At 66.4% G+C, this 20,482-nt stretch carries 26 protein-coding genes and 1 tRNA gene; 19 read left to right on the top strand and 8 right to left on the bottom strand.

What is annotated here, in order from left to right; genetic code table 11:
* Positions 1–20: 20 nt before the first annotated feature.
* The gene (dapF, locus tag KHC19_RS14730) at positions 21–887 is read right to left on the bottom strand and encodes a diaminopimelate epimerase (protein ID WP_213353138.1); all 867 of its coding nucleotides are present in this window, start codon (positions 885–887) and stop codon (positions 21–23) included.
* 638 nt (positions 888–1,525) lie between these two features.
* Between dapF and KHC19_RS14725 the strand changes: the two genes are divergently transcribed.
* The 5 genes from KHC19_RS14725 to KHC19_RS14705 all read left to right on the top strand — a co-directional run bounded on the left by KHC19_RS14725 (position 1,526) and on the right by KHC19_RS14705 (position 6,293).
* On the top strand, positions 1,526–2,308 hold the full coding sequence (locus KHC19_RS14725) for a GyrI-like domain-containing protein (protein ID WP_213353137.1): 783 nt from the start codon (positions 1,526–1,528) through the stop codon (positions 2,306–2,308).
* 73 nt (positions 2,309–2,381) lie between these two features.
* The gene (locus tag KHC19_RS14720) at positions 2,382–3,059 is read left to right on the top strand and encodes a methyltransferase family protein (protein WP_213353136.1); all 678 of its coding nucleotides are present in this window, start codon (positions 2,382–2,384) and stop codon (positions 3,057–3,059) included.
* Positions 3,060–3,155: 96 nt separating this feature from the next.
* The gene (rlmN, locus tag KHC19_RS14715; protein ID WP_213353135.1) at positions 3,156–4,385 is read left to right on the top strand and encodes a dual-specificity RNA methyltransferase RlmN; all 1,230 of its coding nucleotides are present in this window, start codon (positions 3,156–3,158) and stop codon (positions 4,383–4,385) included.
* A gap of 4 nt (positions 4,386–4,389) precedes the next feature.
* The gene (locus KHC19_RS14710; protein ID WP_213353134.1) at positions 4,390–4,968 is read left to right on the top strand and encodes a hypothetical protein; all 579 of its coding nucleotides are present in this window, start codon (positions 4,390–4,392) and stop codon (positions 4,966–4,968) included.
* Between the two features lie 98 nt (positions 4,969–5,066).
* A complete protein-coding gene (locus tag KHC19_RS14705) occupies positions 5,067–6,293 on the top strand; it encodes an argininosuccinate synthase (RefSeq protein ID WP_213353133.1) in 1,227 nt (408 codons plus the stop codon).
* A 750-nt stretch (positions 6,294–7,043) separates the two neighbouring features.
* On the opposite strand, the gene KHC19_RS14700 is transcribed toward KHC19_RS14705, so the two are convergent.
* Positions 7,044–7,547, bottom strand: a complete 504-nt coding sequence (locus KHC19_RS14700; protein WP_213353132.1) for a pyridoxamine 5'-phosphate oxidase family protein — start codon at positions 7,545–7,547, stop codon at positions 7,044–7,046.
* Between the two features lie 204 nt (positions 7,548–7,751).
* Between KHC19_RS14700 and KHC19_RS14695 the strand changes: the two genes are divergently transcribed.
* Positions 7,752–8,894 carry a site-2 protease family protein gene (locus KHC19_RS14695; protein WP_213353131.1) on the top strand — a complete coding sequence of 381 codons (1,143 nt, stop codon included), beginning with the start codon at positions 7,752–7,754 and terminating at the stop codon, positions 8,892–8,894.
* A gap of 123 nt (positions 8,895–9,017) precedes the next feature.
* A complete protein-coding gene (locus KHC19_RS14690; RefSeq protein ID WP_213353130.1) occupies positions 9,018–9,308 on the top strand; it encodes a hypothetical protein in 291 nt (96 codons plus the stop codon).
* A 21-nt stretch (positions 9,309–9,329) separates the two neighbouring features.
* On the opposite strand, the gene KHC19_RS14685 is transcribed toward KHC19_RS14690, so the two are convergent.
* Positions 9,330–9,572 (bottom strand): hypothetical protein, encoded by a 243-nt coding sequence (locus KHC19_RS14685; protein WP_246548925.1) that lies wholly within the window; start codon positions 9,570–9,572, stop codon positions 9,330–9,332.
* Positions 9,573–9,802: 230 nt separating this feature from the next.
* Here KHC19_RS14685 and KHC19_RS14680 point away from each other — a divergent pair, with 230 nt between their 5' ends.
* The 3 genes from KHC19_RS14680 (at position 9,803) to KHC19_RS14670 (ending at position 12,702) form a co-directional block, all read left to right on the top strand.
* Complete coding sequence (locus KHC19_RS14680) at positions 9,803–10,057, top strand: hypothetical protein (RefSeq protein WP_213353128.1); 255 nt, start codon at positions 9,803–9,805, stop codon at positions 10,055–10,057.
* 149 nt (positions 10,058–10,206) lie between these two features.
* Positions 10,207–12,033 carry a translational GTPase TypA gene (gene typA, locus KHC19_RS14675; RefSeq protein WP_213353127.1) on the top strand — a complete coding sequence of 609 codons (1,827 nt, stop codon included), beginning with the start codon at positions 10,207–10,209 and terminating at the stop codon, positions 12,031–12,033.
* A 159-nt stretch (positions 12,034–12,192) separates the two neighbouring features.
* A complete protein-coding gene (locus KHC19_RS14670) occupies positions 12,193–12,702 on the top strand; it encodes a GNAT family N-acetyltransferase (protein WP_213353126.1) in 510 nt (169 codons plus the stop codon).
* Between the two features lie 42 nt (positions 12,703–12,744).
* Here KHC19_RS14670 and KHC19_RS14665 read toward each other — a convergent pair whose 3' ends face one another.
* Together KHC19_RS14665 and KHC19_RS14660 are read right to left on the bottom strand one after the other, a co-directional pair.
* Positions 12,745–13,059 (bottom strand): DUF167 family protein, encoded by a 315-nt coding sequence (locus KHC19_RS14665; protein WP_213353125.1) that lies wholly within the window; start codon positions 13,057–13,059, stop codon positions 12,745–12,747.
* A gap of 10 nt (positions 13,060–13,069) precedes the next feature.
* The gene (locus KHC19_RS14660) at positions 13,070–13,348 is read right to left on the bottom strand and encodes a YggT family protein (protein WP_213353124.1); all 279 of its coding nucleotides are present in this window, start codon (positions 13,346–13,348) and stop codon (positions 13,070–13,072) included.
* A 264-nt stretch (positions 13,349–13,612) separates the two neighbouring features.
* Between KHC19_RS14660 and KHC19_RS14655 the strand changes: the two genes are divergently transcribed.
* Positions 13,613–13,688 (top strand) — tRNA-Ala (locus KHC19_RS14655).
* A 204-nt stretch (positions 13,689–13,892) separates the two neighbouring features.
* Complete coding sequence (locus KHC19_RS14650) at positions 13,893–14,459, top strand: hypothetical protein (RefSeq protein ID WP_213353123.1); 567 nt, start codon at positions 13,893–13,895, stop codon at positions 14,457–14,459.
* Between the two features lie 36 nt (positions 14,460–14,495).
* On the opposite strand, the gene KHC19_RS14645 is transcribed toward KHC19_RS14650, so the two are convergent.
* On the bottom strand, positions 14,496–14,780 hold the full coding sequence (locus KHC19_RS14645; protein ID WP_213353122.1) for a hypothetical protein: 285 nt from the start codon (positions 14,778–14,780) through the stop codon (positions 14,496–14,498).
* 296 nt (positions 14,781–15,076) lie between these two features.
* On the opposite strand from KHC19_RS14645, the gene KHC19_RS14640 reads away from it, so the two are divergent.
* Together KHC19_RS14640 and KHC19_RS14635 are read left to right on the top strand one after the other, a co-directional pair.
* Positions 15,077–15,325, top strand: a complete 249-nt coding sequence (locus KHC19_RS14640) for a BrnA antitoxin family protein (protein ID WP_213353121.1) — start codon at positions 15,077–15,079, stop codon at positions 15,323–15,325.
* A 365-nt stretch (positions 15,326–15,690) separates the two neighbouring features.
* The gene (locus KHC19_RS14635) at positions 15,691–15,966 is read left to right on the top strand and encodes an HNH endonuclease (RefSeq protein ID WP_213353120.1); all 276 of its coding nucleotides are present in this window, start codon (positions 15,691–15,693) and stop codon (positions 15,964–15,966) included.
* 105 nt (positions 15,967–16,071) lie between these two features.
* On the opposite strand, the gene KHC19_RS14630 is transcribed toward KHC19_RS14635, so the two are convergent.
* A complete protein-coding gene (locus KHC19_RS14630) occupies positions 16,072–16,986 on the bottom strand; it encodes an MBL fold metallo-hydrolase (RefSeq protein ID WP_246548923.1) in 915 nt (304 codons plus the stop codon).
* 238 nt (positions 16,987–17,224) lie between these two features.
* Here KHC19_RS14630 and KHC19_RS14625 point away from each other — a divergent pair, with 238 nt between their 5' ends.
* The 4 genes from KHC19_RS14625 (at position 17,225) to KHC19_RS14610 (ending at position 19,570) form a co-directional block, all read left to right on the top strand.
* Positions 17,225–17,470: a hypothetical protein gene (locus tag KHC19_RS14625; protein ID WP_213353118.1), complete on the top strand. Its 246-nt coding sequence runs from the start codon at positions 17,225–17,227 to the stop codon at positions 17,468–17,470.
* Positions 17,471–17,850: 380 nt separating this feature from the next.
* Positions 17,851–18,339 carry an Hsp20 family protein gene (locus KHC19_RS14620; protein WP_213353117.1) on the top strand — a complete coding sequence of 163 codons (489 nt, stop codon included), beginning with the start codon at positions 17,851–17,853 and terminating at the stop codon, positions 18,337–18,339.
* A gap of 749 nt (positions 18,340–19,088) precedes the next feature.
* On the top strand, positions 19,089–19,292 hold the full coding sequence (locus KHC19_RS14615) for a hypothetical protein (protein WP_213353116.1): 204 nt from the start codon (positions 19,089–19,091) through the stop codon (positions 19,290–19,292).
* 62 nt (positions 19,293–19,354) lie between these two features.
* Positions 19,355–19,570: a hypothetical protein gene (locus tag KHC19_RS14610; RefSeq protein ID WP_213353115.1), complete on the top strand. Its 216-nt coding sequence runs from the start codon at positions 19,355–19,357 to the stop codon at positions 19,568–19,570.
* Between the two features lie 55 nt (positions 19,571–19,625).
* On the opposite strand, the gene KHC19_RS14605 is transcribed toward KHC19_RS14610, so the two are convergent.
* On the bottom strand, positions 19,626–19,922 hold the full coding sequence (locus KHC19_RS14605) for a hypothetical protein (RefSeq protein ID WP_213353114.1): 297 nt from the start codon (positions 19,920–19,922) through the stop codon (positions 19,626–19,628).
* A 245-nt stretch (positions 19,923–20,167) separates the two neighbouring features.
* Between KHC19_RS14605 and KHC19_RS14600 the strand changes: the two genes are divergently transcribed.
* Positions 20,168–20,443, top strand: coding sequence for a hypothetical protein (locus KHC19_RS14600; protein ID WP_213353113.1), 276 nt, complete (start codon positions 20,168–20,170; stop codon positions 20,441–20,443).
* Positions 20,444–20,482 lie beyond the last annotated feature (39 nt).

Here is a 20,482-nt window from a genome sequence, read left to right as displayed (position 1 = left end):
GTGCGCTCCCCCGCCGTGCTTCAGGCCGTCACGCCGAGCATGTCGGCGGTGAGGCGGCCGGAATATTCCAGCTCCGCCGGGCCGGTCATGAGGATGTGGTCGTCCGCCTCGCGCCAGTCGATGACGAGGTCGCCGCCCGGCAGGGTGACGGTGACGCGGCGCCCGGTGAGGCCGAGGCGGGCGGCGCAGACGGCGGTCGCGCAGGCGGCTGAGCCGCAGGCGCGGGTGAGGCCGGCGCCGCGCTCCCACACCTTCAGCAGGATGCGGTCCGGCGCCAGCACCTGCGCGACCGAGATATTGGCGCGGTCGGGGAAGGCGGGGTGATGCTCCAGCTCCGGCCCGTAGCGGCCGAGATCGACGGCGCCCGCATCCGGCACGAAGAACACCGCATGCGGGTTGCCGACATTGGCGACGGCCGGGCCAGCCAGCACCGGCGCTTCCGCCGGGCCGGCCTGGATGTCGACGGCGCGGGTGTCGGCCACCGGACCGGCGAGCGGGATATCCGCCCAGCCGAAGCGCGGCGCACCCATGTCGACGGTGATGCCGCCGGAGGAGATGTTGCAATCCAGAAGGCCGGCGACGGATTCGAAGCGGATATGCGCGCGGCCGGTGCGGCCATATTCATAGAGCGCGATGCAGCGCGTGCCGTTGCCGCAGGCGCCGGCCTCCGAGCCGTCGGCGTTGATGATGCGCACATAGGCGTCGATGCCCGGCACCGCGGCGGGGTAGAGCGCCATGATCTGATCGAAGGGCAGCACCTCCGGGCGGGCGAGCGCGCGCGCCTCCGCCGGCGGCACCGGCACCGGCTCGTCGCGCAGGTCGAGCACGACGATCTCGTTGCCGAGGCCGTTCATCTTCACGAAGGGGCGGTCTGCCAGCGAAGCCATGACGATCCAGAACGGGGCGGGTTCGCGCCCTTATATGGCGAAGCCGGGCGCGAAGGCCAGTAGCTTTGCCGCATGCGGCGGCGTTCCGCCGTGCGCGTGACGGGTGGACGAGGGGACGCCGCACGCCGGCATTCGGGAGCGCGGCCGTATCGGGAAGCCAGGAAGGCCCCTCACCCCACCCCTCTCCCCGGCGGGGAGAGGGAGAAGAAGGGCTTCGGCTTCGGATACAGCCGAGTTCCCGGCGGGCAGGAGAGGGAGCGGAGCGCATCGGAATTCGGGGTATGGCATGGGGCCGCCGTGCGAGAGTTCTCGGGCTTGCCTCTCTTGCCCGAGCCCGGCTGTCGCCGGGCCCGGTTCCGACGAGGTCTGCGCCGGAGGCAGCTGGCCCCGGGCGGAGGCAGCTGGCGAAGCGAGTAGGCGAGGGTGATGACAGGGCGCGCGAAGACCGCTCATCCCACCCCTCTCCCCGAGGGGGAGAGGGGGCAGGGCGCGCGCCGGGTGGAACTTGCCCTGTTGCGAGGGAGGTACAAGAAGCCTGTGCGGCGGATTTCGAATTCGGCCGCGCGCGACTTTCCTGCCATCGTCGCGCCCCGGGCGCGGTGCTAAGGATGGGGCGTTGCGTCGTGCGCGGGTGAACCATGCGGCTTGTCTTCCGGCTCCTGAACCTTTCCCTGCGGTGCGGCCTCGTGCCGGCACTGGCGCTGCTCCTCGCCGTGCCGCCGCTGCACGCGCAGGCGCCGGCCGAGCCGCCCGCCGCCACTCCGTCGGCCCCCGCTGCCCCCGCTGCCCCCGCTGCTCCCGCCACGCCGGCTCCGGCAACGCCCGCGCCGTCGGAGCCCGCACCCGCCGGGAAGGCGCCCGAGGCCGGCAACGGCGACATGGTGGCGCCGCCGGTGATCGACCCCAAGGGCGTCGACACCACCGCGGTGCCGCCCGCCGGCGATCCGCTGCAGCGGCCGGACGGCTTCGGCGATCCCGCCGAGATGGTGCCGGTGCCGGTGCTGCAGAAAAGCGCCAAGAGCAACTGGGACGACGGCTATGCCACCATCGTCGCGACGCTGAAGGAGGTCTATGCCGAGCTCGACCGGCTGAAGCTGAAGCGGGTCGGCGCGCCGTTCATCGTCTACACCATGACCGACGATAACGGCTTCGAGTTCGAGGCGGCGGTGCCGTTTGCCGGCGCCACCACCGAGAAGCCGCCGGAAGGCTTCGAATTCTCCGCCTCGCCGGCCGGCAAGGCGCTACGCTTCACCCATCGCGGGCCCTACGACGCCATGGACCCGACCTACGAGCAGATCGCCAACCTGCTCGACGCCAAGGACCTCGAGGCGCAGGACCTCTATGTCGAGGAATACCGCGCCGATCCGGCGACGACGCCGGAGGACGACCTCGTCATCGACATCTGGGTGCCACTGAAGTGAGAATGACCGGCCGGGAACCCCGCGCCGCTGCCGTGGGTTGAAGCAGCGTCCGGCTCGTGCCGGGAGGGCCGCCATGACCGCCACCCCCTCGTCTCCGCGCTCGCCGCGCCTCCTCGCCCTGTCGCTGGCGGGAACGCTCGCCTATCTCGGCCTCGCCGTGCTCGGCTGGGGCGGCGTGGGCGCGTTCTTCGCCGATCCGGCGCGGCTGGCGGCGGCGCTGGTGCTGGTGGCGCTCACGGTGGCGGCGCTGTTCACGGAAGGCAATCTGAGCGGCGGCGAGCGCGAGGACCGCGGCAATCGCTGGGTGCTCGCGGTGTTCGCCGTGCTCGGCATCCTCGCGGCCTGGCTGCCGGCCTATACCGACCGGCTCGATCTGTGGACCTTCGGCGGCACGGGCGTGCGCTGGCTCGGCGTGCTGCTGTTCGCCGCCGGCGGCGCCCTGCGGCTGTGGCCGGTCTTCGTGCTCGGGCGCCGGTTCAGCGGGCTGGTGGCGATCCAGCCCGGCCACACGCTGGTGACGGACGGCGTCTACGGCGTCATCCGCCATCCCAGCTATGCCGGGCTGCTGGTCTCTTCGCTCGGCTGGGCGCTGGTGTTCCGCTCCATGGCCGGGGTGGTGCTGGCGCTGCTGCTCGTTCCCCCGCTGATCGCCCGCATGAACGCGGAGGAGGCGCTGCTGCGCGCGACCTTCGGCGCGGACTACGACGCCTATCGCGCCCGCACCGCCCGGCTGATTCCGGGCCTTTACTGACCGGTCGGCCGCAATAGTCGCGCCGCCGCCGCTTCTGTGCTATGAGGCGCGAAAGCCGTTATTTGCGCACCCTTTGCTGGGCCCATATATCCGACCATGAACACGCTGATCGAAACCGCGCCGCGTCCGGTGGCCGGCGCTCCCATTCCCATCGCCGCGGCACCGGCCAAGCGCTCGCTCGCCGGCCTCGACCGCGAGGGCCTTTCCGCCGCGCTCGCCGAGATCGGCCTGCCGGAGAAGGAGCGGCGCATGCGCGTCGCCCAGCTCTGGCACTGGATCTATCTGCGCGGCGTCACCTCCTTCGACGCCATGACCAATGTCGGCAAGGGGCTGCGCGAGAAGCTCGGCGCCGCCTTCACCCTCGACCGGCCCGAGGTGGTGGTCGAGCAGGTGTCGGCCGACGGCACCCGCAAATGGCTGCTGCGCCTGCCGCCCGACATCGCCGGCGACAAGCCGCACGATGTCGAGATGGTCTACATCCCCGAGAGCGACCGCGGCACGCTGTGCGTCTCCTCGCAGGTGGGCTGCACGCTGAACTGCTCGTTCTGCCACACCGGCACCCAGCGGCTGGTGCGCAACCTGACCGCCGCCGAGATCGTCGCGCAGGTGATGGTCGCGCGGGATCGCCTCGGCGATTATCCCGGGCAGGAGCGGGCGGTCGGGCCGGGCCTGCCGACCGAGGGCGACCGCCTCGTCACCAACATCGTGTTCATGGGCATGGGCGAGCCGCTCTATGCCTATGACTCGGTCGCGAAAGCCATCGAGGTGCTGGCGGATGGCGAGGGGCTCGGCATCGGCAAGCGTCGCATCACCGTCTCCACCTCCGGCGTGGTGCCGGAGATCGAGAAGCTGGGCGCCGAGGTCGGGCCGATGCTCGCCATCTCTCTGCATGCGGTGCGCGACGAGCTGCGCGACGTGCTGGTGCCGATCAACAAGAAGTACCCGCTGCGCGAGCTGCTCGACGCCTGCCGCAATTATCCCGCGGCCTCGAACGCCAAGCGCATCACCTTCGAATACGTCATGCTCAAGGGCGTGAACGATTCACCGGCCGACGCCAAGGCGCTGGTGAAGCTGCTGGCCGGCATTCCGGCCAAGATCAACCTGATCCCGTTCAACCCGTGGCCGGGCACCAAATATGAGTGCTCGGACTGGGAGACCATCGAGCAGTTCTCCGACATCGTGTTCCGCGCCGGCTATTCCAGCCCGGTGCGCACGCCGCGCGGGCGCGACATCCTCGCCGCCTGCGGGCAGCTGAAGAGCGAGACCGAGAAGCTCTCCGCCCGGGAGCGGCTGGCGCTGCGGGCGATGGCGGCCTCGGCGGAATAGCGGCGTGGACAGCCTGCTGCGCCTGTTGCTGCGCTTCGTGCTGGTGCCGTTCGGGCTGGTCTGCGCGCTGATCGTCTCGGTGATGGTGATGATCGCCGGCTCCTGGCGGGTCGGCGACCTCCTCGCCGGCACCGGCGACTTCGACGCGATCCGGCTGTTCGACGCGGCGATGATCTCCGGCCTCGCTCTCTCGGGCGCGGCGCTGATGATGTGGGCGGTGGCGCTGATCGGCGTCCTGTTCGCCGAGATGTTCGGCGTGCGCTCCTGGCTGTTCCATACGGCGAACGGGGCGATTTCCGCCTGGCTCGGGGCGCAGCTGTTCCCGCCCTTCCCGGAAGGCGCGGCGCTGGCCAGCTTCGACGTCGATCTCTATATCCTCGGCGCCGGCCTCGCCGGCGGGCTGGCCTACTGGCTGGTGGCGGGCTGGAGCGCCGGCTTCTGGAAGCCGGTCTTCGCCGAGCGCACCCCGGCGCCGCCCGTTCCGCCTTCGCAGCCCTTGCCGCAGCCCTTGCCCATACCTGAGGCGACCACATCGCCGCCTGCCGCGCCGGGTGCCGGGCCCCCTGCGCCGCCCACCCCCTGAGCGTCGCATTTTCGCGTCGCACTTGCGCAAGCGCGCGCCATGCCTATAGTCCGCGCGCTTTCGGCTCCCCTTGCTTACTTCTCGCGGAATCCTTCGACATGGCTGACGTCAAGCGCGTGGTCCTCGCCTATTCGGGCGGTCTCGACACTTCGGTGATCCTCAAATGGCTGCAGACCACCTATGGCTGCGAGGTGGTGACCTTCACCGCCGATCTCGGCCAGGGCGAGGAGCTGGAGCCGGCGCGCAAGAAGGCCGAGCTGCTGGGCATCAAGCCCGAGCACATCTTCATCGAGGACGTGCGCGAGGAATTCGTGCGCGACTACGTGTTCCCGATGTTCCGCGCCAACGCGCTCTATGAGGGCCAGTACCTGCTCGGCACCTCGATCGCCCGGCCGCTGATCGCCAAGAAGCAGATCGAGATCGCCCGCAAGGTCGGCGCGGACGCCGTCTCGCACGGCGCCACCGGCAAGGGCAACGACCAGGTGCGCTTCGAGCTGAGCTATTACGCGCTCGAGCCGGAGATCAAGATCATCGCGCCGTGGCGCGAATGGGACCTGCGCTCGCGCGAGATGCTGATCGCCTTCGCCGAGAGCCACCAGATCCCGATCGCCAAGGACAAGCGCGGCGAAGCCCCGTTCTCCGTCGACGCCAACCTCTTGCACTCCTCCTCCGAGGGCAAGGTGCTGGAGGACCCGGCGGTCGAGGCGCCGGAGATGGTGTATATGCGCACCATCGCCCCCGAGGACGCGCCGGACAAGGCGACCTACATCACCATCGATTTCGAGCAGGGCGACGCGGTCGCCATCGACGGCGAGACGCTGTCGCCGGCCGCGCTGCTGACGCGCCTCAATGCGCTCGGCAAGGAAAACGGCATCGGCCGGCTCGACCTCGTCGAGAACCGCTTCGTCGGCATGAAATCGCGCGGCGTTTACGAGACACCCGGCGGCACCATCCTGATCGCGGCGCATCGCGGCATCGAGAGCATCACGCTGGACCGCGGCGCGGCGCATCTCAAGGACGAGCTGATGCCGCGCTATGCCGAGCTGATCTATAACGGCTTCTGGTTCTCGCCCGAGCGCGAGATGCTGCAGGTGCTGATCGACAAGAGCCAGGAATTCGTCACCGGCCAGGTGCGGGTGAAGCTCTACAAGGGCAATGTCGACGTGGTCGGCCGCTCCTCGCCCTATTCGCTGTACAACCAGGACCTCGTCACCTTCGAGGAAGGCGCGGTCGCCTATGACCACCGCGACGCCGCCGGCTTCATCAAGCTGAACGCGCTGCGCCTGCGCACGCTGGCCAACCGCGACCGCAAGGTCGGCGGCTGAGCGGCGCTTTCGGGCCGCCCATGCGAGGCTTCACGCGACGCTATCCGGGATGACGTCCCGCCTCCGCGCAACGTCATCCCCCGGCTTGGCCCGGGGATCCATGCCTTTGGAAGGGATGGGTCGGCCGGACCAAAGGCGTGGATGCCCGGGCCAGGCCCGGGCATGACGGCCGGTGTCATTTCCCGCCAGGGTTTTCAACGACGCCCGCAAACGATCCGTGGCGGTGGGGGGCTCTCTCGCCTCCTCAGCCTGCGGATCGTCCGGGAGGGTGGTGTCCCGTGGAGGCAGCTCCCTCTCCCCGTGGGGAGAGGGGTGGGGTGAGGGGGCTCTTCGCTTCCCAGCCGCGTCGCCCCTCACCGACCCGCTTCGCGGGCCACCTCTCCCCAACGGGGAGAGGATAGGAAAGGTTGGGCATCATCCGTTCGCGTGGGTGCCCGGGCCAAGCGCAGGGTGGATGCCCGGGCCAGGCCCGGCATGACGGCCGGTGTCATTTCCCGCCAGGGTTTTCGACGAGGCGTACAAGGCGATCCGGGCGGTGGGGGGCTCTCTCGCCTTCCTTAACCAGCGGATCGTCCGGGATGGTGGTGTCCCGTGGAGGTAGCTCCCTCTCCCCGTGGGGGAGAGGGGTGGGGTGAGGGGGCTCGACGCTTCCCAGCCGCTTCCCCCTCACCGACCCGCTTCGCGGGCCACCTCTCCCCATCGGGGAGAGGATAGGAAAGGTTGGGCATCATCCGCTCGCATGGCCCCCGCTCAGCCCAGCGGCACCTTGCGGTTCTCGCCGAGGTCGGGCGTCTCGCCGGTCATGCGCGACGTCGCCATCTTGAGGGCGATGAGCACCGAGCTCGACGGGCCGTCCCAATATTCCGCGTCCTCCGGCAGGAAGCGCAGCACGCAGATATTGGGATCGTCCTTGCCCGCCGGCCAGAAGACGCGGGCGGCCTCGTTCCACAAGGCGTCGATCCGGGCCCGGTCCAGGCTGACCTCGGTCTCGCCGGACACCGAAAGATAGTCGTTGCGGCCGGGATGGGCGAAGATGAGCGCCCCCTGCGGATCGCGCTCCAGTTCCTCGTCCTTGTGGCCGCGCCGGTCGGAGAGGAACCAGACGCAGCCCTCCTCGCGCGAGGGCATGGCGTGCATCGGGCGTCCGCGAAGGGCGAGGCCCTGCTTGGTCACCAGCATGCAGGTGCGGATGTCCTCCATCATCTTCCAGACGTGATCGACGGCTTCCGTCGTCGTGCGCAGCTTGCGGTCCATGGCGAGGGCTCCCTTCCGGTTCATCCGGCGACTGCCAAGCCAATGCCGGGCAGGGGCGCTCGGTTCCCTCCGGGGCCGATTTGCCGAAAGAGCTGTGCAACAGGCCTGTTACCGAGGTTTCGCACGCCGCATGCTACCGGTTAAGCTTGCGCTGCGGCATCATGCGCCGCGGTCCCTCGACAGACGCCGCATCGGAGACGTCGCATGCCCTGGTCGCTGACCGTCGGCCATATCTACGGCACCGCCGTGCGTATCCACGTCACCTTCCTGCTGTTCCTGGTCTGGATCTGGGTCGCCTATTACCAGCGGGGCGGCGCCGGCGCCGCCTGGGAAGGTGTCGCCTTCGTGGCGCTGCTGTTCCTGTGCGTGCTGCTGCACGAGTTCGGCCACATCTTCGCGGCCCGCCGCTATGGCGTGAAGACGCCGGAAGTGACGCTGTGGCCATTCGGCGGCATCGCCCGGCTGGAGCGCATTCCCGAGAAGCCCTCCGAGGAACTGGTGGTGGCGCTGGCCGGGCCGGCGGTGAACGTGGTCATCGCGCTGGTGCTGATCCTGGCGCTGGGCGGCACCACCGGCGTCGAGCATCTGGAGAACATCGAGAATCCGCAGATCGGCCTCATCGCCAAGCTGGCGGGCGCCAACATCTTCCTGGTGGTGTTCAACCTGATCCCCGCCTTCCCGATGGATGGCGGGCGGGTGCTGCGCGCGGTGCTCGCCATGCGGATGAGCCACGCCCAGGCGACGCAGACGGCGGCCTCGATCGGCCAGGCGCTGGCCATCGGCCTCGGCTTCCTCGGCATCTTCGGCAATCCCATGCTGATCATCATCGCCGTGTTCGTCTTCCTCGCCGCCTCCGGCGAGGCCGGCACGGTGCAGATGCGGCAGGCGGCGCAGGGCGTGCTCATCCAGGACGCGATGATCACCCATTTCGAGACGCTGGGGCCGCAATCGAGCGTCGGCGACGCCGCCGAGGCGCTGATCCGCACCACCCAGAAGGAGTTTCCCATCGTCGACGGCGCCGGCCATCTGCGCGGGGTGCTGACCCGCGACGCCATGATCCGGGCGCTGCAGGCCAGCGGGCCGCAGGCGCCGGTGCTGGAGGCGATGCAGGTCGACATTCCGACGCTGCCGGTGCGGGCGCCGCTCGACAAGGCGCTGAAGCTGCTCACCGAAAGCGGCGCGCCGGTGCTCGGCGCCCTCGATGCCGAGGGGCGGCTGGCAGGCCTGCTGTCGCCGGAGAATGTCGGCGAGATGATGATGCTGCGGGCCGCCCGGCCCGAGGCCAGCTTCGGGCCGTGGGCCCGCCGGCCGGCCGGCTCCGCCGGGCCGGGAAACGGGACCGGCTAGGCCGCGCGCGGCATTCCCGGACGCCTCGACCCTCGCCCACGCCTCCCTTGCCCACGCCTCCCTTGCCCCGCAGGGCCGCCCGGCCGGCGGGGATCTCGCCACGACGCAGCAACGGAACGACACATGGCCATTCCTCCCCCTCTGCCGTGGACCACCCAGGACCTGCTGGAAGGCCCGGTCATCGCCACGCTGGGCGTCGTGCTGGCCGCGATATTCGGGTTCTACGGCGCCGGGCCCATCTCGCCGGCTCCGCTCGCCGTGGTGACGGCCCTGTGCTGGTGGGGCCAGCGCCGGCGCCGCAACGCCCAGCGCGGCCAGGGGCATCCCATGCTCCTGACCTACCTGATCCAGTTCGCGCTGATGGTCTATGTCGCCTATGGCGTGGGCAGCGCCCTGGCCGACCAGTTCTCCTGAACGCGGCGCGGGCCGCGCGGGCTACTTGCCTTCCTTCACGCCGGTGATGCCGGTGAAGGCCGGCGGGTCGCTGGCGGGAAAGCTCTCGTCGAGCGCCTCGTCTATGTCTTCCTCGCTCGGTTCCGGGCTCGGCTGGCTTTCCGGGACCGGCACCGCGCCGGTGACGCCGGTGAAGGCCGGCGGATCGCTGGCGGGGAAGCTGTCGTCGAGCGCCTTGTCGACCTTGTCCTCGGCCGGCCGGCCAGCCTCGGGGCGTCCATTCATCGCTCGTCCCTCCATGATCCGCGCGAAGACCGCGCCTCGTCTCCCTTCACAACTGGGACGAGCGCGCCGCGGTTCAAGATGCGCGTGCCGCCCGCCGCCGGGCGGAAAATCAATTTTTCCGAAGGAACCGTTTGCCGCTTCCGGCGTTTCTATAATCCGCCGTGCGCCGACGCACGGCGTCGCCGGCGTGCCGGCTCGCGGCGCGCCATCCGACGAGGAGGAGCTTCGCCATGGAGAAACGACCCGATCAGCCCGGTGCGGACCATGCCACGGCCCGCCTGCAATACTGGCCGGCCTCGCACGACGTGCATGCCCCCGACCATTGGCCCGACAGCTATGAATTCGACACGGTGGAGGACGCGGTGGCCTTCGCCATGACGCAATCCCCGTCCGGCCGCGACCTCGCCTGGCTGCGCACGCCGGAGGGCGAGATCCTCAAGGCCGGGCAGATCCGGCGCCTGTGGGAGCTGCGCCAGTCGCACTGAGCGGGCCTGCGCGTCGCCTTTCCCGGGCGGCGCCGGCGTTTTACGGCTCGCCGGCGTTGCCTTTGCGGGCTTTGTGAGTATAGTGCGCCGCAAAATTTCCCATGCGGGTCCGAATGCCCTTCGGACCCGCTTTTTGGTGTTTGACCCTTATGAAGCTGCGCAACATCGCCATCATCGCCCACGTCGACCACGGCAAGACCACGCTGGTGGACGAACTGCTCAAGCAGTCCGGCTCCTACCGCGAGAACCAGCGCGTCGCCGAGCGTGTGATGGATTCGAACGACCTCGAAAAGGAGCGCGGCATCACCATCCTCGCCAAGGCCACCTCGGTGGTGTGGAAGGATACCCGCATCAACATCGTCGACACCCCCGGCCACGCCGATTTCGGCGGCGAGGTGGAGCGAATCCTCAACATGGTGGACGGCGCCATCGTGCTGGTCGACGCCGCCGAGGGCCCGATGCCGCAGACCAAGTTCGTGGTCGGCAAGGCGCTGAAGGTCGGGCTGCGCCCGATCGTCGCCATCAACAAGGTCGACCGCCAGGACGCCCGCGCCCAGGAAGTGATCAACGAGGTGTTCGACCTGTTCGCGGCGCTCGACGCCACCGACGAGCAGCTCGACTTCCCGATCCTCTACGGCTCCGGCCGCAACGGCTGGATGGCCGCGTCGCCGGAAGGCCCGCAGGACCAGGGCATGGCGCCGCTGTTCGACCTGGTGCTGGACCATGTGCCGGAGCCGACCGTCGAGGACGCGCCGTTCAAGATGATCGGCACGCTGCTCGAGGCCAACCCCTTCCTCGGCCGCATGCTCACCGGCCGCATCACCTCCGGCACCATCAAGCCGAACCAGGCGGTGAAGGTGCTGGCGCAGGACGGCTCGCTGGTCGAGCAGGGCCGCGTCTCCAAGATCCTCGCCTTCCGCGGCATCGAGCGCCAGCCGATCGAGGAAGGCGTCGCCGGCGACATCGTCGCCATTGCCGGCCTGTCCAAGGGCACGGTGGCCGATACCTTCTGCGACCTCTCGGTCGACACCCCGCTGAAGGCGCAGCCGATCGACCCGCCGACCGTCACCATGACCTTCATCGTCAACGATTCGCCGCTCGCCGGCACCGAGGGCGACAAGGTGACCAGCCGCGTCATCCGCGACCGCCTGCTGCGCGAGGCGGAGGGCAATGTCGCGCTGAAGATCGAGGAATCCACCGAGAAGGACTCGTTCTACGTGTCCGGCCGCGGCGAATTGCAGCTGGCGGTGCTGATCGAGACCATGCGCCGCGAGGGCTTCGAGATCGCCGTGTCGCGCCCGCGCGTGGTGTTCACCAAGAACGAGGCCGGCGAGACGCTGGAGCCGATCGAGGAAGTGCTGATCGACGTCGACGAGGAATTCTCCGGCGTCGTCGTGCAGAAGATGTCGGAACGCCGGGCGGAAATGGTCGAGATGAAGCCGTCGGGCGGCAATCGCGTCCGCCTCGTCTTCTACGCCCCGACCCGCGGCCTGATCGGCTACCAGTCGGAGCTGCTGACCGACACCCGCGGCACCGCCATCATGAACCGGCTGTTCCACGAATACGCCCCCTATAAGGGCGAGATCGCCGGCCGCACCAATGGCGTGCTTATCGCCAACGAGGCGGGCGAGGCGGTGGCCTATGCGCTGTGGAACCTCGAGGATCGCGGCCCGATGATGATCGAGCCGGGCTGGAAGGTGTATCAGGGCATGCTGATCGGCGTGCACACCCGCGACAACGACCTCGAAGTGAACGTGCTGAAGGGCAAGAAGCTCACCAATATCCGCACGACCTCCAAGGACGAGGCGGTGCGCCTCACCCCGCCGATCCGCATGACGCTGGAGCGCGCTCTGGCCTGGATCCAGGACGACGAGCTGGTCGAGGTGACGCCGAAGTCGATCCGCCTGCGCAAGCGCCTGCTCGACCCGAACGAGCGCAAGCGCGAGGAGCGCCGCAAGGAAGCCGAGGGCGTCTGAGCGCCCTCCGCTTCGCTGCCGATGCATGAGCGGCCGCTCCTCCCGGGGCGGCCGTTTCGTTTGCGCGGCCGGGCCGGCCCGGCGGCTCTGGTGGACCGCTGCGCGATTTCGCCACAAAGCTACTTGATCCGGCGCCCGGCTTTTGCTCCCATATGGGTCATGGGCACGCTTCTTTTCGAAACTCGCCGGGCCCGCCCGGCTGATGCGGCCGACGTCGCCGAGATCCACGATTCGGCGTGGCGTGCGGCCTATCGCGGTTTGATCCCGGGTGTCGAGCTCGAGAAGATGATCGAGCGGCGCGGGCCGGGATGGTGGGAGACCGCCTTGCGGCGCGGCTCGCGGGTGCTGGTGCTCACCCATGCCGACCGTATCGCCGGCTATGCCAATCTCGGCCGCAACCGCGCCCGGGGCCTGCCCTATGAGGGCGAGATCTACGAGCTCTACCTCCGGCCGGAATATCAGGGACTCGGCTTCGGTCGCCGGCTGTTCGCCGATTCCCGCAAGGAACTGGCCAATTCCGGCTTCGAGGGCGTGACGGTGTGGGCGCTGGCCGCCAACGAGCCGGCGCTCGGCTTCTACCGCGCGCTCGGCGGCGCCAATATCGCCCGCTCCTCCGAGACCTTCGGCGGCCGTACGCTGGAAAAGCTGGCCTTCGGCTGGACCGCCTGACGCAGGGCTCCATCTTCTCGGCGCGGCTTCAGCGCACCGGCGTCACAGAAGCTCGGCGAGCCGCCGCAAAAGGGTCGGGACGTCGCCGCTGACGCGGAAGCTCTTCAGGCGGGCCGACCCGCCCGCCGCCAGCTCCACCTGCGCGACCGGCACATCGAGACGATCCGCCAGCAGCCGGATGACGGCGGCATTGGCCTTGCCGTCCTCCGGCACGGCGCGCACCCGCACCTTCAGCGCCTGCCGGCCATCCGCCAGCGCGATGAGCCCTTCCAGGGCGTCGCGCCCGCCGCGCGGTGTCACCCGCACGCTGATCGTCACGCCGTCGCCGGCGGGCGTCCATGCGGGCTTGCCCGACATGGGCCGGGACTCAGGAGACGAGCTCGAACACCAGGTTGCGGATGAAATAGAGGCCGATGATCAGGATGATCGGCGAGACGTCGATGCCGCCGAGATTGGGCAGCAGCCGGCGGATCGGCGCCAGTACCGGCTCGGTGACGCGCCAGAGGAACTCGCCGACGCTGCGCACCACTTGATTGTGCGGATTGACCACGTTGAACGCCACCAGCCAGGACAGGATGGCCGAGGCGATGAGAATCCAGACATAGAGCGAGATGAGCGTGTCGAACAACCAGAGCAGCGAATACATCGCGAACCTCGAAGGGGGAGCGGGCAGCGCAAGGCCAAGCTGAGGAATGCTTAAAGGCGCGGCCGCATTGCGGCAACCCCGATCACGCGAAGCAGGGCGCTTCCCCGCCGCGGGCGCGCCGGCGGTCCGGTGCGGGGCGATTTCCCGCCTTCTCCGGCAGGTTCGGTCTCGCCCGGCAGGAAAATGCGCGCAGCTGTGCGTGATGCGACGAGCCTGCTTGACAGGGCGCGGGAGGCAAACGTACAAGGCGCGGCCTGATGGTGAGGGGCCGTAGCTCAGTTGGGAGAGCGCTGCAATCGCACTGCAGAGGTCAGGGGTTCAAATCCCCTCGGCTCCACCATCGGAACGGCGTAGCGATTTGATTTCCTGTGATAAAATTTCAGTCGCTCAGGCCGCACCCCAACAATCACCCCAACAGCTGACACCGGCAGGGCCATTGGCGACGATTTCTGCGCCGCGCTTTTCCTCGTTTGATGCAACCCTTCCGCTTAACTAGATCGTCGCTCGCGCGCTGATGTAGGCTTCCCTCGTGCAGGAGGCTTTCATGGTTGACTTACGAGTGATCGATGGTGGCGGGGGCGAAGGAAGCGACAAGCAAGCGCAATGGGCGGAGGAGATGGCCGCCCAGGCATTGGAGCGTCTTGCGGTGGAGATTCTTCGCGGCGTAGCTCGTGGGCCGGAGAACTCGTACCGCGTGGGCACCGCCGTTCGGGACCTCTATGAGCATCTTACGCCCGAATCGATAAGAGTACGCCTCTATGCCACCATGGATGCCGGTCTTCGAAGCGCGAACAGTCGGCTGCTGCCAGAGAACCCTTATAAGTGGGACGACGAATTCCCCTGGCTGTTGAAGAGCGCTCTTCGACTAGCGGCAGAGACCATCGCGACGGACGGGTTTGCTCGCGGTCGCGCCTCTCAGCGCCGGAGCGACTTCGATCACTCAATCGAGCAATACGTCCTTCAAAAGGAGGAACGCTCGCGCGAGGGTGGTCGAAGTTATCTAAAGCGTCTGCTCGAGCAGTTGCCTCCCCTGCCATCGTCGCCGTCACCCACGCGAGTCAAACGAGCCAAGAAGCGGAAGCCCGCTACAACGTCGAAGAAGCCTGCCTAGCCGCGCACGGGGATGGGGACCCCGTTCCGCGGTACGTCATTGGTAATGGTTCCGTCGGGACTTGGCCTTCTGCCACAGGGCAACATGCGAGCGGTAGGCGCTTGGCGGACTTACAATTTCGTATTTTACCCCGCTCCGCTCGGAGAGTGCCGTCTTCATCAGCGGCAGCGCTCGGACTGACAGGAAGGTCTCTGAGATTCCCCGTGCCCAATGCTGCCAAGACACGCCATCTTGATTATCTTGATTGTTTTCAAGCATGGGAACGGCCAGCCGTTGATTTCCTTTGATTGGTTTCAACCGGCACAGGGCATGCCCGTCCATCAGTCGCTTGCCTAGCTACAAACTTGAATCTTTGATTTTAAATCAAGCAGGGAGCACGGTTGGACCTATCGACTTTGATTCAATTGATTACTGATCAAAGCGCCCTTGCCGGCCTTTAGGGCCTGACAAAACTCCTCATGTGCCGTCTTCCACCTCGCGATGGTGCTTGCCAGATTCTTAGTGGTCGAGCCTGGCTGCCGCTGGCAGCAGGGGCTAGTAAAGGAGGGGGCGCGGTCGCAAAGGCGCCCACTTCCCCGAGCAGCTGTATTCAATCGATTCGATTGATCGGAGTCCCCATGGTAAGTACGCCTGCTCGCCGCTCATTTGGCTCCGCCCGCGATGCCGCAGAGGCGGCCTTCAAAAGCGCCACATCCAAACCCGTCGCTATAGCCGACAACTCCCCAGCCAAGCCCCCCTCTTTGCCTCAGGCCAAGGAGCAGGTTTCTATCCGTCTTGACCGGGAAGTGCTGGAGCGGTTTCAGGAAGACGGGCCTGGTTGGCAAGACCGGATCAATGCGGCGTTGCGGAAGGCGTTAGGGCTGTAGCGGTCTGGCCTGGTTGGGGTGGGACATGTTGCGCCGCCGTGTCAGTGCACTGGCCGTGAAACTGCTCTCGGTGTGTCTATTCCCACCTACTTTAGATGCATCTCGCACCTACGCCCGCCCTCATTTCATTCTCGTCTACATTCATTTCAAGGGGAACGTTGGGGAACAAGGGGAACAGTCTACGGGACATAGTAAAATCAATAGCTTGAGGCGTTCCCCCGCTGTTCCCCAACTCGGAAGGGCGTGGGGAACAAGGGGAACAGGGCTGGTGCACGTGGGGCACCTTTCGCCGAGAGTGGCTTGCCCTCGCAGTTCTGGAAACCGGCAATCCCGCGCACGCCTCATGAGGAGCAGGGGAAGGTTGGATGAGGCGAAGCAACGGAGCGAAGATCCGGGAGATAATGCGTGAGCGCGGCAATGCCTGCGTCTATTGCGGTATTGGAATGTGGATCGCCTACGACGGCTGCAAGCGCAACGACCGGATGGCTACGCTCGATCACGTCATCCCGAAGGCCATCGGCGGCAGCAACCACAACAGCAATCTCGTGCTCGCCTGCTACCGCTGCAACTACGAGCGGGGATCAATGGCGCAAGCCGAGTTCATAGATCGCCGCCTCGCTCTCGGGGAGAAGGAGGGGTAATCACTCCTCCTTCACAATCTTCAGGCTGATAGACCGAAAGAACGTCGCAAGGCTCCGCTATGCGTCGGCTCTATCAGCCTGGGGGGAAGCCGCCCGATCGGTCGTTCAATAATCCCACCAGGCGGGTACCCAGCGAAAGAGCTGGCCGTCAGCCGCAACGCGACCGACGGATGGGAATGGCATGTGCGTCGAAACCAGCCACGAGCCGGTCGTCGCCAATTCCTGCATCAGTCGCAACCGAACTCGGGTCGCCTCGTCGGGATCATGTTCGAAACCGTTATGCCATTCGGGGTGGTCGAACGAGACCGGGAATATGGCGTCGCCGCCGAACATCAACCGGTCGGCGCCGGACGCAATGCGGACGACGCTATGGCCAGGGGTATGACCTCCGGTGCGAGTGACGACCACCCCTGGCGCAACCTGCTGGCTCTGCTCGAACGTACGCAGCTCTGCATGGTACATCTTCAAAAGGCGCTTCGACGCATGTCTGGCAATCTCCGCAAGATCCGGTGGCATGCCGGTTCGGGAGAAATCAGGCGCTTCCCAGAACTTGGCCTCGGCAGCGGATACATGGACCCGTAGGTCTGGACGCATTTGCTCCTTCACCCCTTCGACGAGGAGCCCCCCGACATGATCGAAGTGCATGTGAGTCAGCACCACGTCGGTCACGGAAGCCAGATCGACGCCGGCTGCCGCCAGCCGATCGCCGAACAGCCCGGCGCGTGTGAAATCCGGGACCTCGCCACCAATTCCGCTGTCGATGAGAATGGTCTGGTTCCCGTTGCGCACCACAACCGCGTTCAGCGCCCAATCGAAGGTATCGTGCGCGAGGAACGAACGGTCCAGCCAGGCGTTTCGGGTCGCCGGGTCGGCATTTGTCGCCATTGACTCGGCGGGAGGCTCCAGAACTCCGTCGCTGATCACAAGGACATCGATCTCACCGACGCGTATCGGGTAGCGCGACGGAACCAAATCTTCGCGCCGCTGCCCGTCGTCGGGCGTGGTATCGATCGTCTTCATTGATTGTGGCTGTCCCATGGGAGCCTCCTGCAGATCCTGTCAACTTGGCCTTATCGGCCGCCTCCGTCAGTGACGGCGGCGCTGGCAAGTAGGCTTGGATCGGACGCCCAGCGAAATCAGACGCGGGTCTAGGTGATCTGGACCAAGGTCCAGGGGGTATCCCCTCACCGGATAGCATTGCCTCGACGTAGTCCCTCAGCCGTGATTAGCTCCCGGCACCTGAAGAGGAGACGGTTCGATGAAGTCGCTCATCACTCTCGCCGTTCTGGTTGCCTTCGCCGGCCCCGCCCTCGCCGATAGCTGTGTCGCGAATGCGGATGCGAAGAAGCTCGCCGGCGCTGCCCGCACCAGCTTCCTCGGGAAGTGCGAGCGCGACGCCCAGGCCGCCTGTGACGCTCAGGCCGCGACCAAGAAGCTGGCCGGCGCGGCCAAGACCAGCTTCACGACCAAATGCGTCAAGGATAGTGTCGGCGCGGCTCCCTGATGCAGTGGGCATATTGGGCCGGCATTGGTATTGGCCTGGCCTATTCGGCGGCAGTGATCTTATGGATTCGCCACCGCTTGCTCCATCCGCGGGTTGACGACTAGCCGCTATGTGCAACCTCTACAGCCACAAGTTCAACCTCAGCGCCATCGCCGATCTCGTCGGGACACTCCGCAACGGCGGCTTGGTATGCGTTCCCGTCGACAGATTAGTTCCCGGCAGCGACTGCGCGTATCCGAAAATTTTCGCTTGGAAGGTCTTGAAGCGTTTTTTGGCGGTTCCCAAATCGCCCTCCGTCGAGGCTTCGGCTCGACGTCAAAGCGTCGCAGGGACGCTGCGTCGCGGCTTGTAACCCATGTTGCTTTTCGGAGGATATGGCTATGAGAAGCACTGAATTTGCTCCCCTTTTCCGCTCGACGGTCGGTTTCGACCGCTTGTTCGACATGCTCGAGAACAGCGTGCGACCCGAGTGGCCTCCCTACAATATCGAGAAGCAGGGCGAAAACGCCTACCGCATCACCATGGCAATCGCTGGCTTCCGGCCCGATGAGGTCGAGCTGACCCAGCACGGTGCCGAACTGATTGTAATCGGACGGAATAATCCCGAGGAGAATGCGACGCAGGTGCTCCACCGGGGTCTTGGAGTCGGCAGCTTCAAGCAGGCTTTCCGGCTGGCCGACTATGTGAAAGTCGAAAATGCCTCGCTGGAGAACGGCCTGCTGATCATCGACCTCGTGCGGGAACTTCCAGAGGAACTGAAGCCCCGGCGCATTGCGATAACATCGGGCGATCATACGCCACGTATCGAAGCTGCCGGCCAGCACAAACAGATCAGCCAGGACACCCAGAAGGACCGTGAAGCGGCCTGATTCGATACACACACGATGCTGCGGTCTGCCTCCCGGCTCGCGCCGGGAGGCAAGAGATTGCGGAGAATGGAGATGACAGATCTACAGAACATCCAAAACGTAAGCAGATCCGCCGGGCTTCCAGATCCGGCCTCCGTGTTCGGGCGTCCAGACGACATCGTTGACGATTCGGCGATGACTACTCAGGAAAAGCGCGCCGTGCTTGCATCTTGGGCGTCTGACGTCAACGCCGTGCCGGATGTCCCTTCACTGCGCCAGTTGCCCGACGGCTCCATCGTCAAGCTCGAGGATATACTACGCGCCCTGCAATCGCTGGATGCGACAGATGGCCTTCTGTCCTCTGCCAAGCGCATTGACCGGGCGGGGGCCAGGACCATCCCGCGGCGCCGTGGACAGTGGATAAAGTGGAGGCCCGGCAGAGGCCGCAGCGATGACGACGACCCGCCTCCGTGCCCAGCGACAGCCGCTCCGCGGCCAGGATCGAGTGGAGGCGGTGCGTTTGCAAGCGCGAGGCCGGTAGCTGCGTAGCGGCACATTTAACTTCGTCCTAGTGGAAGGCGTCCGTCGTGCGGACGCCTTCGATCCCGGTTTCATAATCTTCGGCAGCGCCGGGGACGGGCCTGACGGGAGAGCCTATGGCGGACAGCCCAATCGGCTGGCTCCGGCGGCGAGGAAACGCCCATGAAGTGCCTCATGGAACCCTACGCGTTTGTTCAGAGCCGCGTGATCAAAGACGGCGATAAATGGCCATGGCGCCCGAAAACCCACCCGAGGACATGCGGACGTGGTCAGGCTGGTCCGCCTTCATCCCGGCTCCGGTCGACATCGTGAAGAAGAGGGGCGACGCCATCCGCATCAACTTCAAAGCCGACTATATCCCGGTCGAGAATGGCACCGTCAGCATGGCGGGCTATAACGACCTCGAGAAGATCGTTACGGCGCTGCGGGGGTAGAAAGCCACCTTGAACGCCAAGTCGAATGCGCTAAAATCTAGCAGCGATCCGGCCATAAGAAGATGAAAACACTCGAACAAACCGCTCGCCGCATGTGCGGATTGGACCTCCATCAGCGCGGCTTCCCCCTCGATGAGGCAGAGTCCCTCGCAGACCGCTTCTGGCCGGTCGTGGCGAACGAGATCCGGCAGGGTGTGACGCTCGTCGGGGAATGGCCGTTCACGGTCGAGGAGATCAACGTGTTGACCGCCGAGTATCAGGCGCTCAATCCGCAATAGTGGTCCGCGCCCGCACGAATGCCCGCTTCACCCCTGACGATGGCATGAGCGAGCCCTATGCCGAACTTAATAGAGCAAGGGGCGTATCGAACGACACGTCCACGCCCCGCGCTGAAATGCCGGTGATCTTGCCTCGGTGTGAACTGCCGTCTTGAAGCGTGACCAGCGCTGATGTCAGCTTGGCACCCATCATCGAGGGCATCTCGGTAGTGATGAACCCCGTGGCAAACAGGTCGCGGGCCTGCCCGACAATCTCACGACGCATCACCTTGATGTCATAGCTGGCAGTCGTCGCTGCGAGCCCTGAGATCCGCAGCCAGCCTTCGCCGTTGAAGGCCTTGATAACTTCCATAGCGGAAGGTCCCACTCCATTGGATCATCAGCAACTCGCCTTCAGGCGTGGGGGTTCCGGAGGCTGGCGAAAATTCAGCAAGCGACCTCGGCCGGCGTCTGTGCTATGATCTCTCGGCTTCCCAGTGAAGCCCGTGCCGGGGGTAATCGGCCCCAACGGTTGAAATGGCACCGTCCGAAGACGCGCCGTCAAATCTTCCGCCACATCTCTCATTCGCCGTCATTCTCGACGGCAGCGTGGCTGTCATGGAAAAGCTGGAGGAACGCGCGCGCATGATCTGCGCGCAAGATCTGTTGGCCGCCGGGTGCTGGCCGACCGAGATCGAAGAAAAAGTCGAGCGGCTGTGGCCGGTGGTCGCTCATGAGATAATGGGCGGCGCGGTCGATCCAAGTTTTGCCCATGTGAACGATCTGGCCCGCCGCCGGCACGAATATGATGTCGCGACCGGACGAGCATCCAAAAGTTCCAACGGCAGCAGCTTCCAACTTCTGGGCGCTGACCAATCCAAGCCGGACCGGTGACATCGAGGCGTATGAGCCTTGCTAGAATTTGTCGGTGCT

The organism is Ancylobacter oerskovii (assembly GCF_018390555.1).
Classification (GTDB): Bacteria; Pseudomonadota; Alphaproteobacteria; order Rhizobiales; family Xanthobacteraceae; genus Ancylobacter; species Ancylobacter oerskovii.
This window is presented reverse-complemented; position numbering and strand designations above follow the sequence as displayed.

Coding starts and splice junctions, on each gene's coding strand:
- KHC19_RS14695 (WP_213353131.1), top strand. CDS start 7,752: ATGCCCTGGTCGCTGACCGTCGGCCATATCTACGGCACCGCCGTGCGT.
- KHC19_RS14600 (WP_213353113.1), top strand. CDS start 20,168: ATGGAAAAGCTGGAGGAACGCGCGCGCATGATCTGCGCGCAAGATCTG.
- KHC19_RS14670 (WP_213353126.1), top strand. CDS start 12,193: ATGGGCACGCTTCTTTTCGAAACTCGCCGGGCCCGCCCGGCTGATGCG.
- rlmN (WP_213353135.1), top strand. CDS start 3,156: ATGAACACGCTGATCGAAACCGCGCCGCGTCCGGTGGCCGGCGCTCCC.
- dapF (WP_213353138.1), bottom strand. CDS start 887: ATGGCTTCGCTGGCAGACCGCCCCTTCGTGAAGATGAACGGCCTCGGC.
- KHC19_RS14630 (WP_246548923.1), bottom strand. CDS start 16,986: ATGAAGACGATCGATACCACGCCCGACGACGGGCAGCGGCGCGAAGAT.
- KHC19_RS14660 (WP_213353124.1), bottom strand. CDS start 13,348: ATGTATTCGCTGCTCTGGTTGTTCGACACGCTCATCTCGCTCTATGTC.
- KHC19_RS14645 (WP_213353122.1), bottom strand. CDS start 14,780: ATGGACGGGCATGCCCTGTGCCGGTTGAAACCAATCAAAGGAAATCAA.
- KHC19_RS14640 (WP_213353121.1), top strand. CDS start 15,077: ATGGTAAGTACGCCTGCTCGCCGCTCATTTGGCTCCGCCCGCGATGCC.
- KHC19_RS14705 (WP_213353133.1), top strand. CDS start 5,067: ATGGCTGACGTCAAGCGCGTGGTCCTCGCCTATTCGGGCGGTCTCGAC.
- KHC19_RS14610 (WP_213353115.1), top strand. CDS start 19,355: ATGAAAACACTCGAACAAACCGCTCGCCGCATGTGCGGATTGGACCTC.
- KHC19_RS14650 (WP_213353123.1), top strand. CDS start 13,893: ATGGTTGACTTACGAGTGATCGATGGTGGCGGGGGCGAAGGAAGCGAC.
- KHC19_RS14625 (WP_213353118.1), top strand. CDS start 17,225: ATGAAGTCGCTCATCACTCTCGCCGTTCTGGTTGCCTTCGCCGGCCCC.
- KHC19_RS14700 (WP_213353132.1), bottom strand. CDS start 7,547: ATGGACCGCAAGCTGCGCACGACGACGGAAGCCGTCGATCACGTCTGG.
- KHC19_RS14685 (WP_246548925.1), bottom strand. CDS start 9,572: ATGAATGGACGCCCCGAGGCTGGCCGGCCGGCCGAGGACAAGGTCGAC.
- KHC19_RS14690 (WP_213353130.1), top strand. CDS start 9,018: ATGGCCATTCCTCCCCCTCTGCCGTGGACCACCCAGGACCTGCTGGAA.
- KHC19_RS14605 (WP_213353114.1), bottom strand. CDS start 19,922: ATGGAAGTTATCAAGGCCTTCAACGGCGAAGGCTGGCTGCGGATCTCA.
- KHC19_RS14720 (WP_213353136.1), top strand. CDS start 2,382: ATGACCGCCACCCCCTCGTCTCCGCGCTCGCCGCGCCTCCTCGCCCTG.
- KHC19_RS14620 (WP_213353117.1), top strand. CDS start 17,851: ATGAGAAGCACTGAATTTGCTCCCCTTTTCCGCTCGACGGTCGGTTTC.
- typA (WP_213353127.1), top strand. CDS start 10,207: ATGAAGCTGCGCAACATCGCCATCATCGCCCACGTCGACCACGGCAAG.
- KHC19_RS14680 (WP_213353128.1), top strand. CDS start 9,803: ATGGAGAAACGACCCGATCAGCCCGGTGCGGACCATGCCACGGCCCGC.
- KHC19_RS14615 (WP_213353116.1), top strand. CDS start 19,089: ATGGCGCCCGAAAACCCACCCGAGGACATGCGGACGTGGTCAGGCTGG.
- KHC19_RS14665 (WP_213353125.1), bottom strand. CDS start 13,059: ATGTCGGGCAAGCCCGCATGGACGCCCGCCGGCGACGGCGTGACGATC.
- KHC19_RS14725 (WP_213353137.1), top strand. CDS start 1,526: ATGCGGCTTGTCTTCCGGCTCCTGAACCTTTCCCTGCGGTGCGGCCTC.
- KHC19_RS14635 (WP_213353120.1), top strand. CDS start 15,691: ATGAGGCGAAGCAACGGAGCGAAGATCCGGGAGATAATGCGTGAGCGC.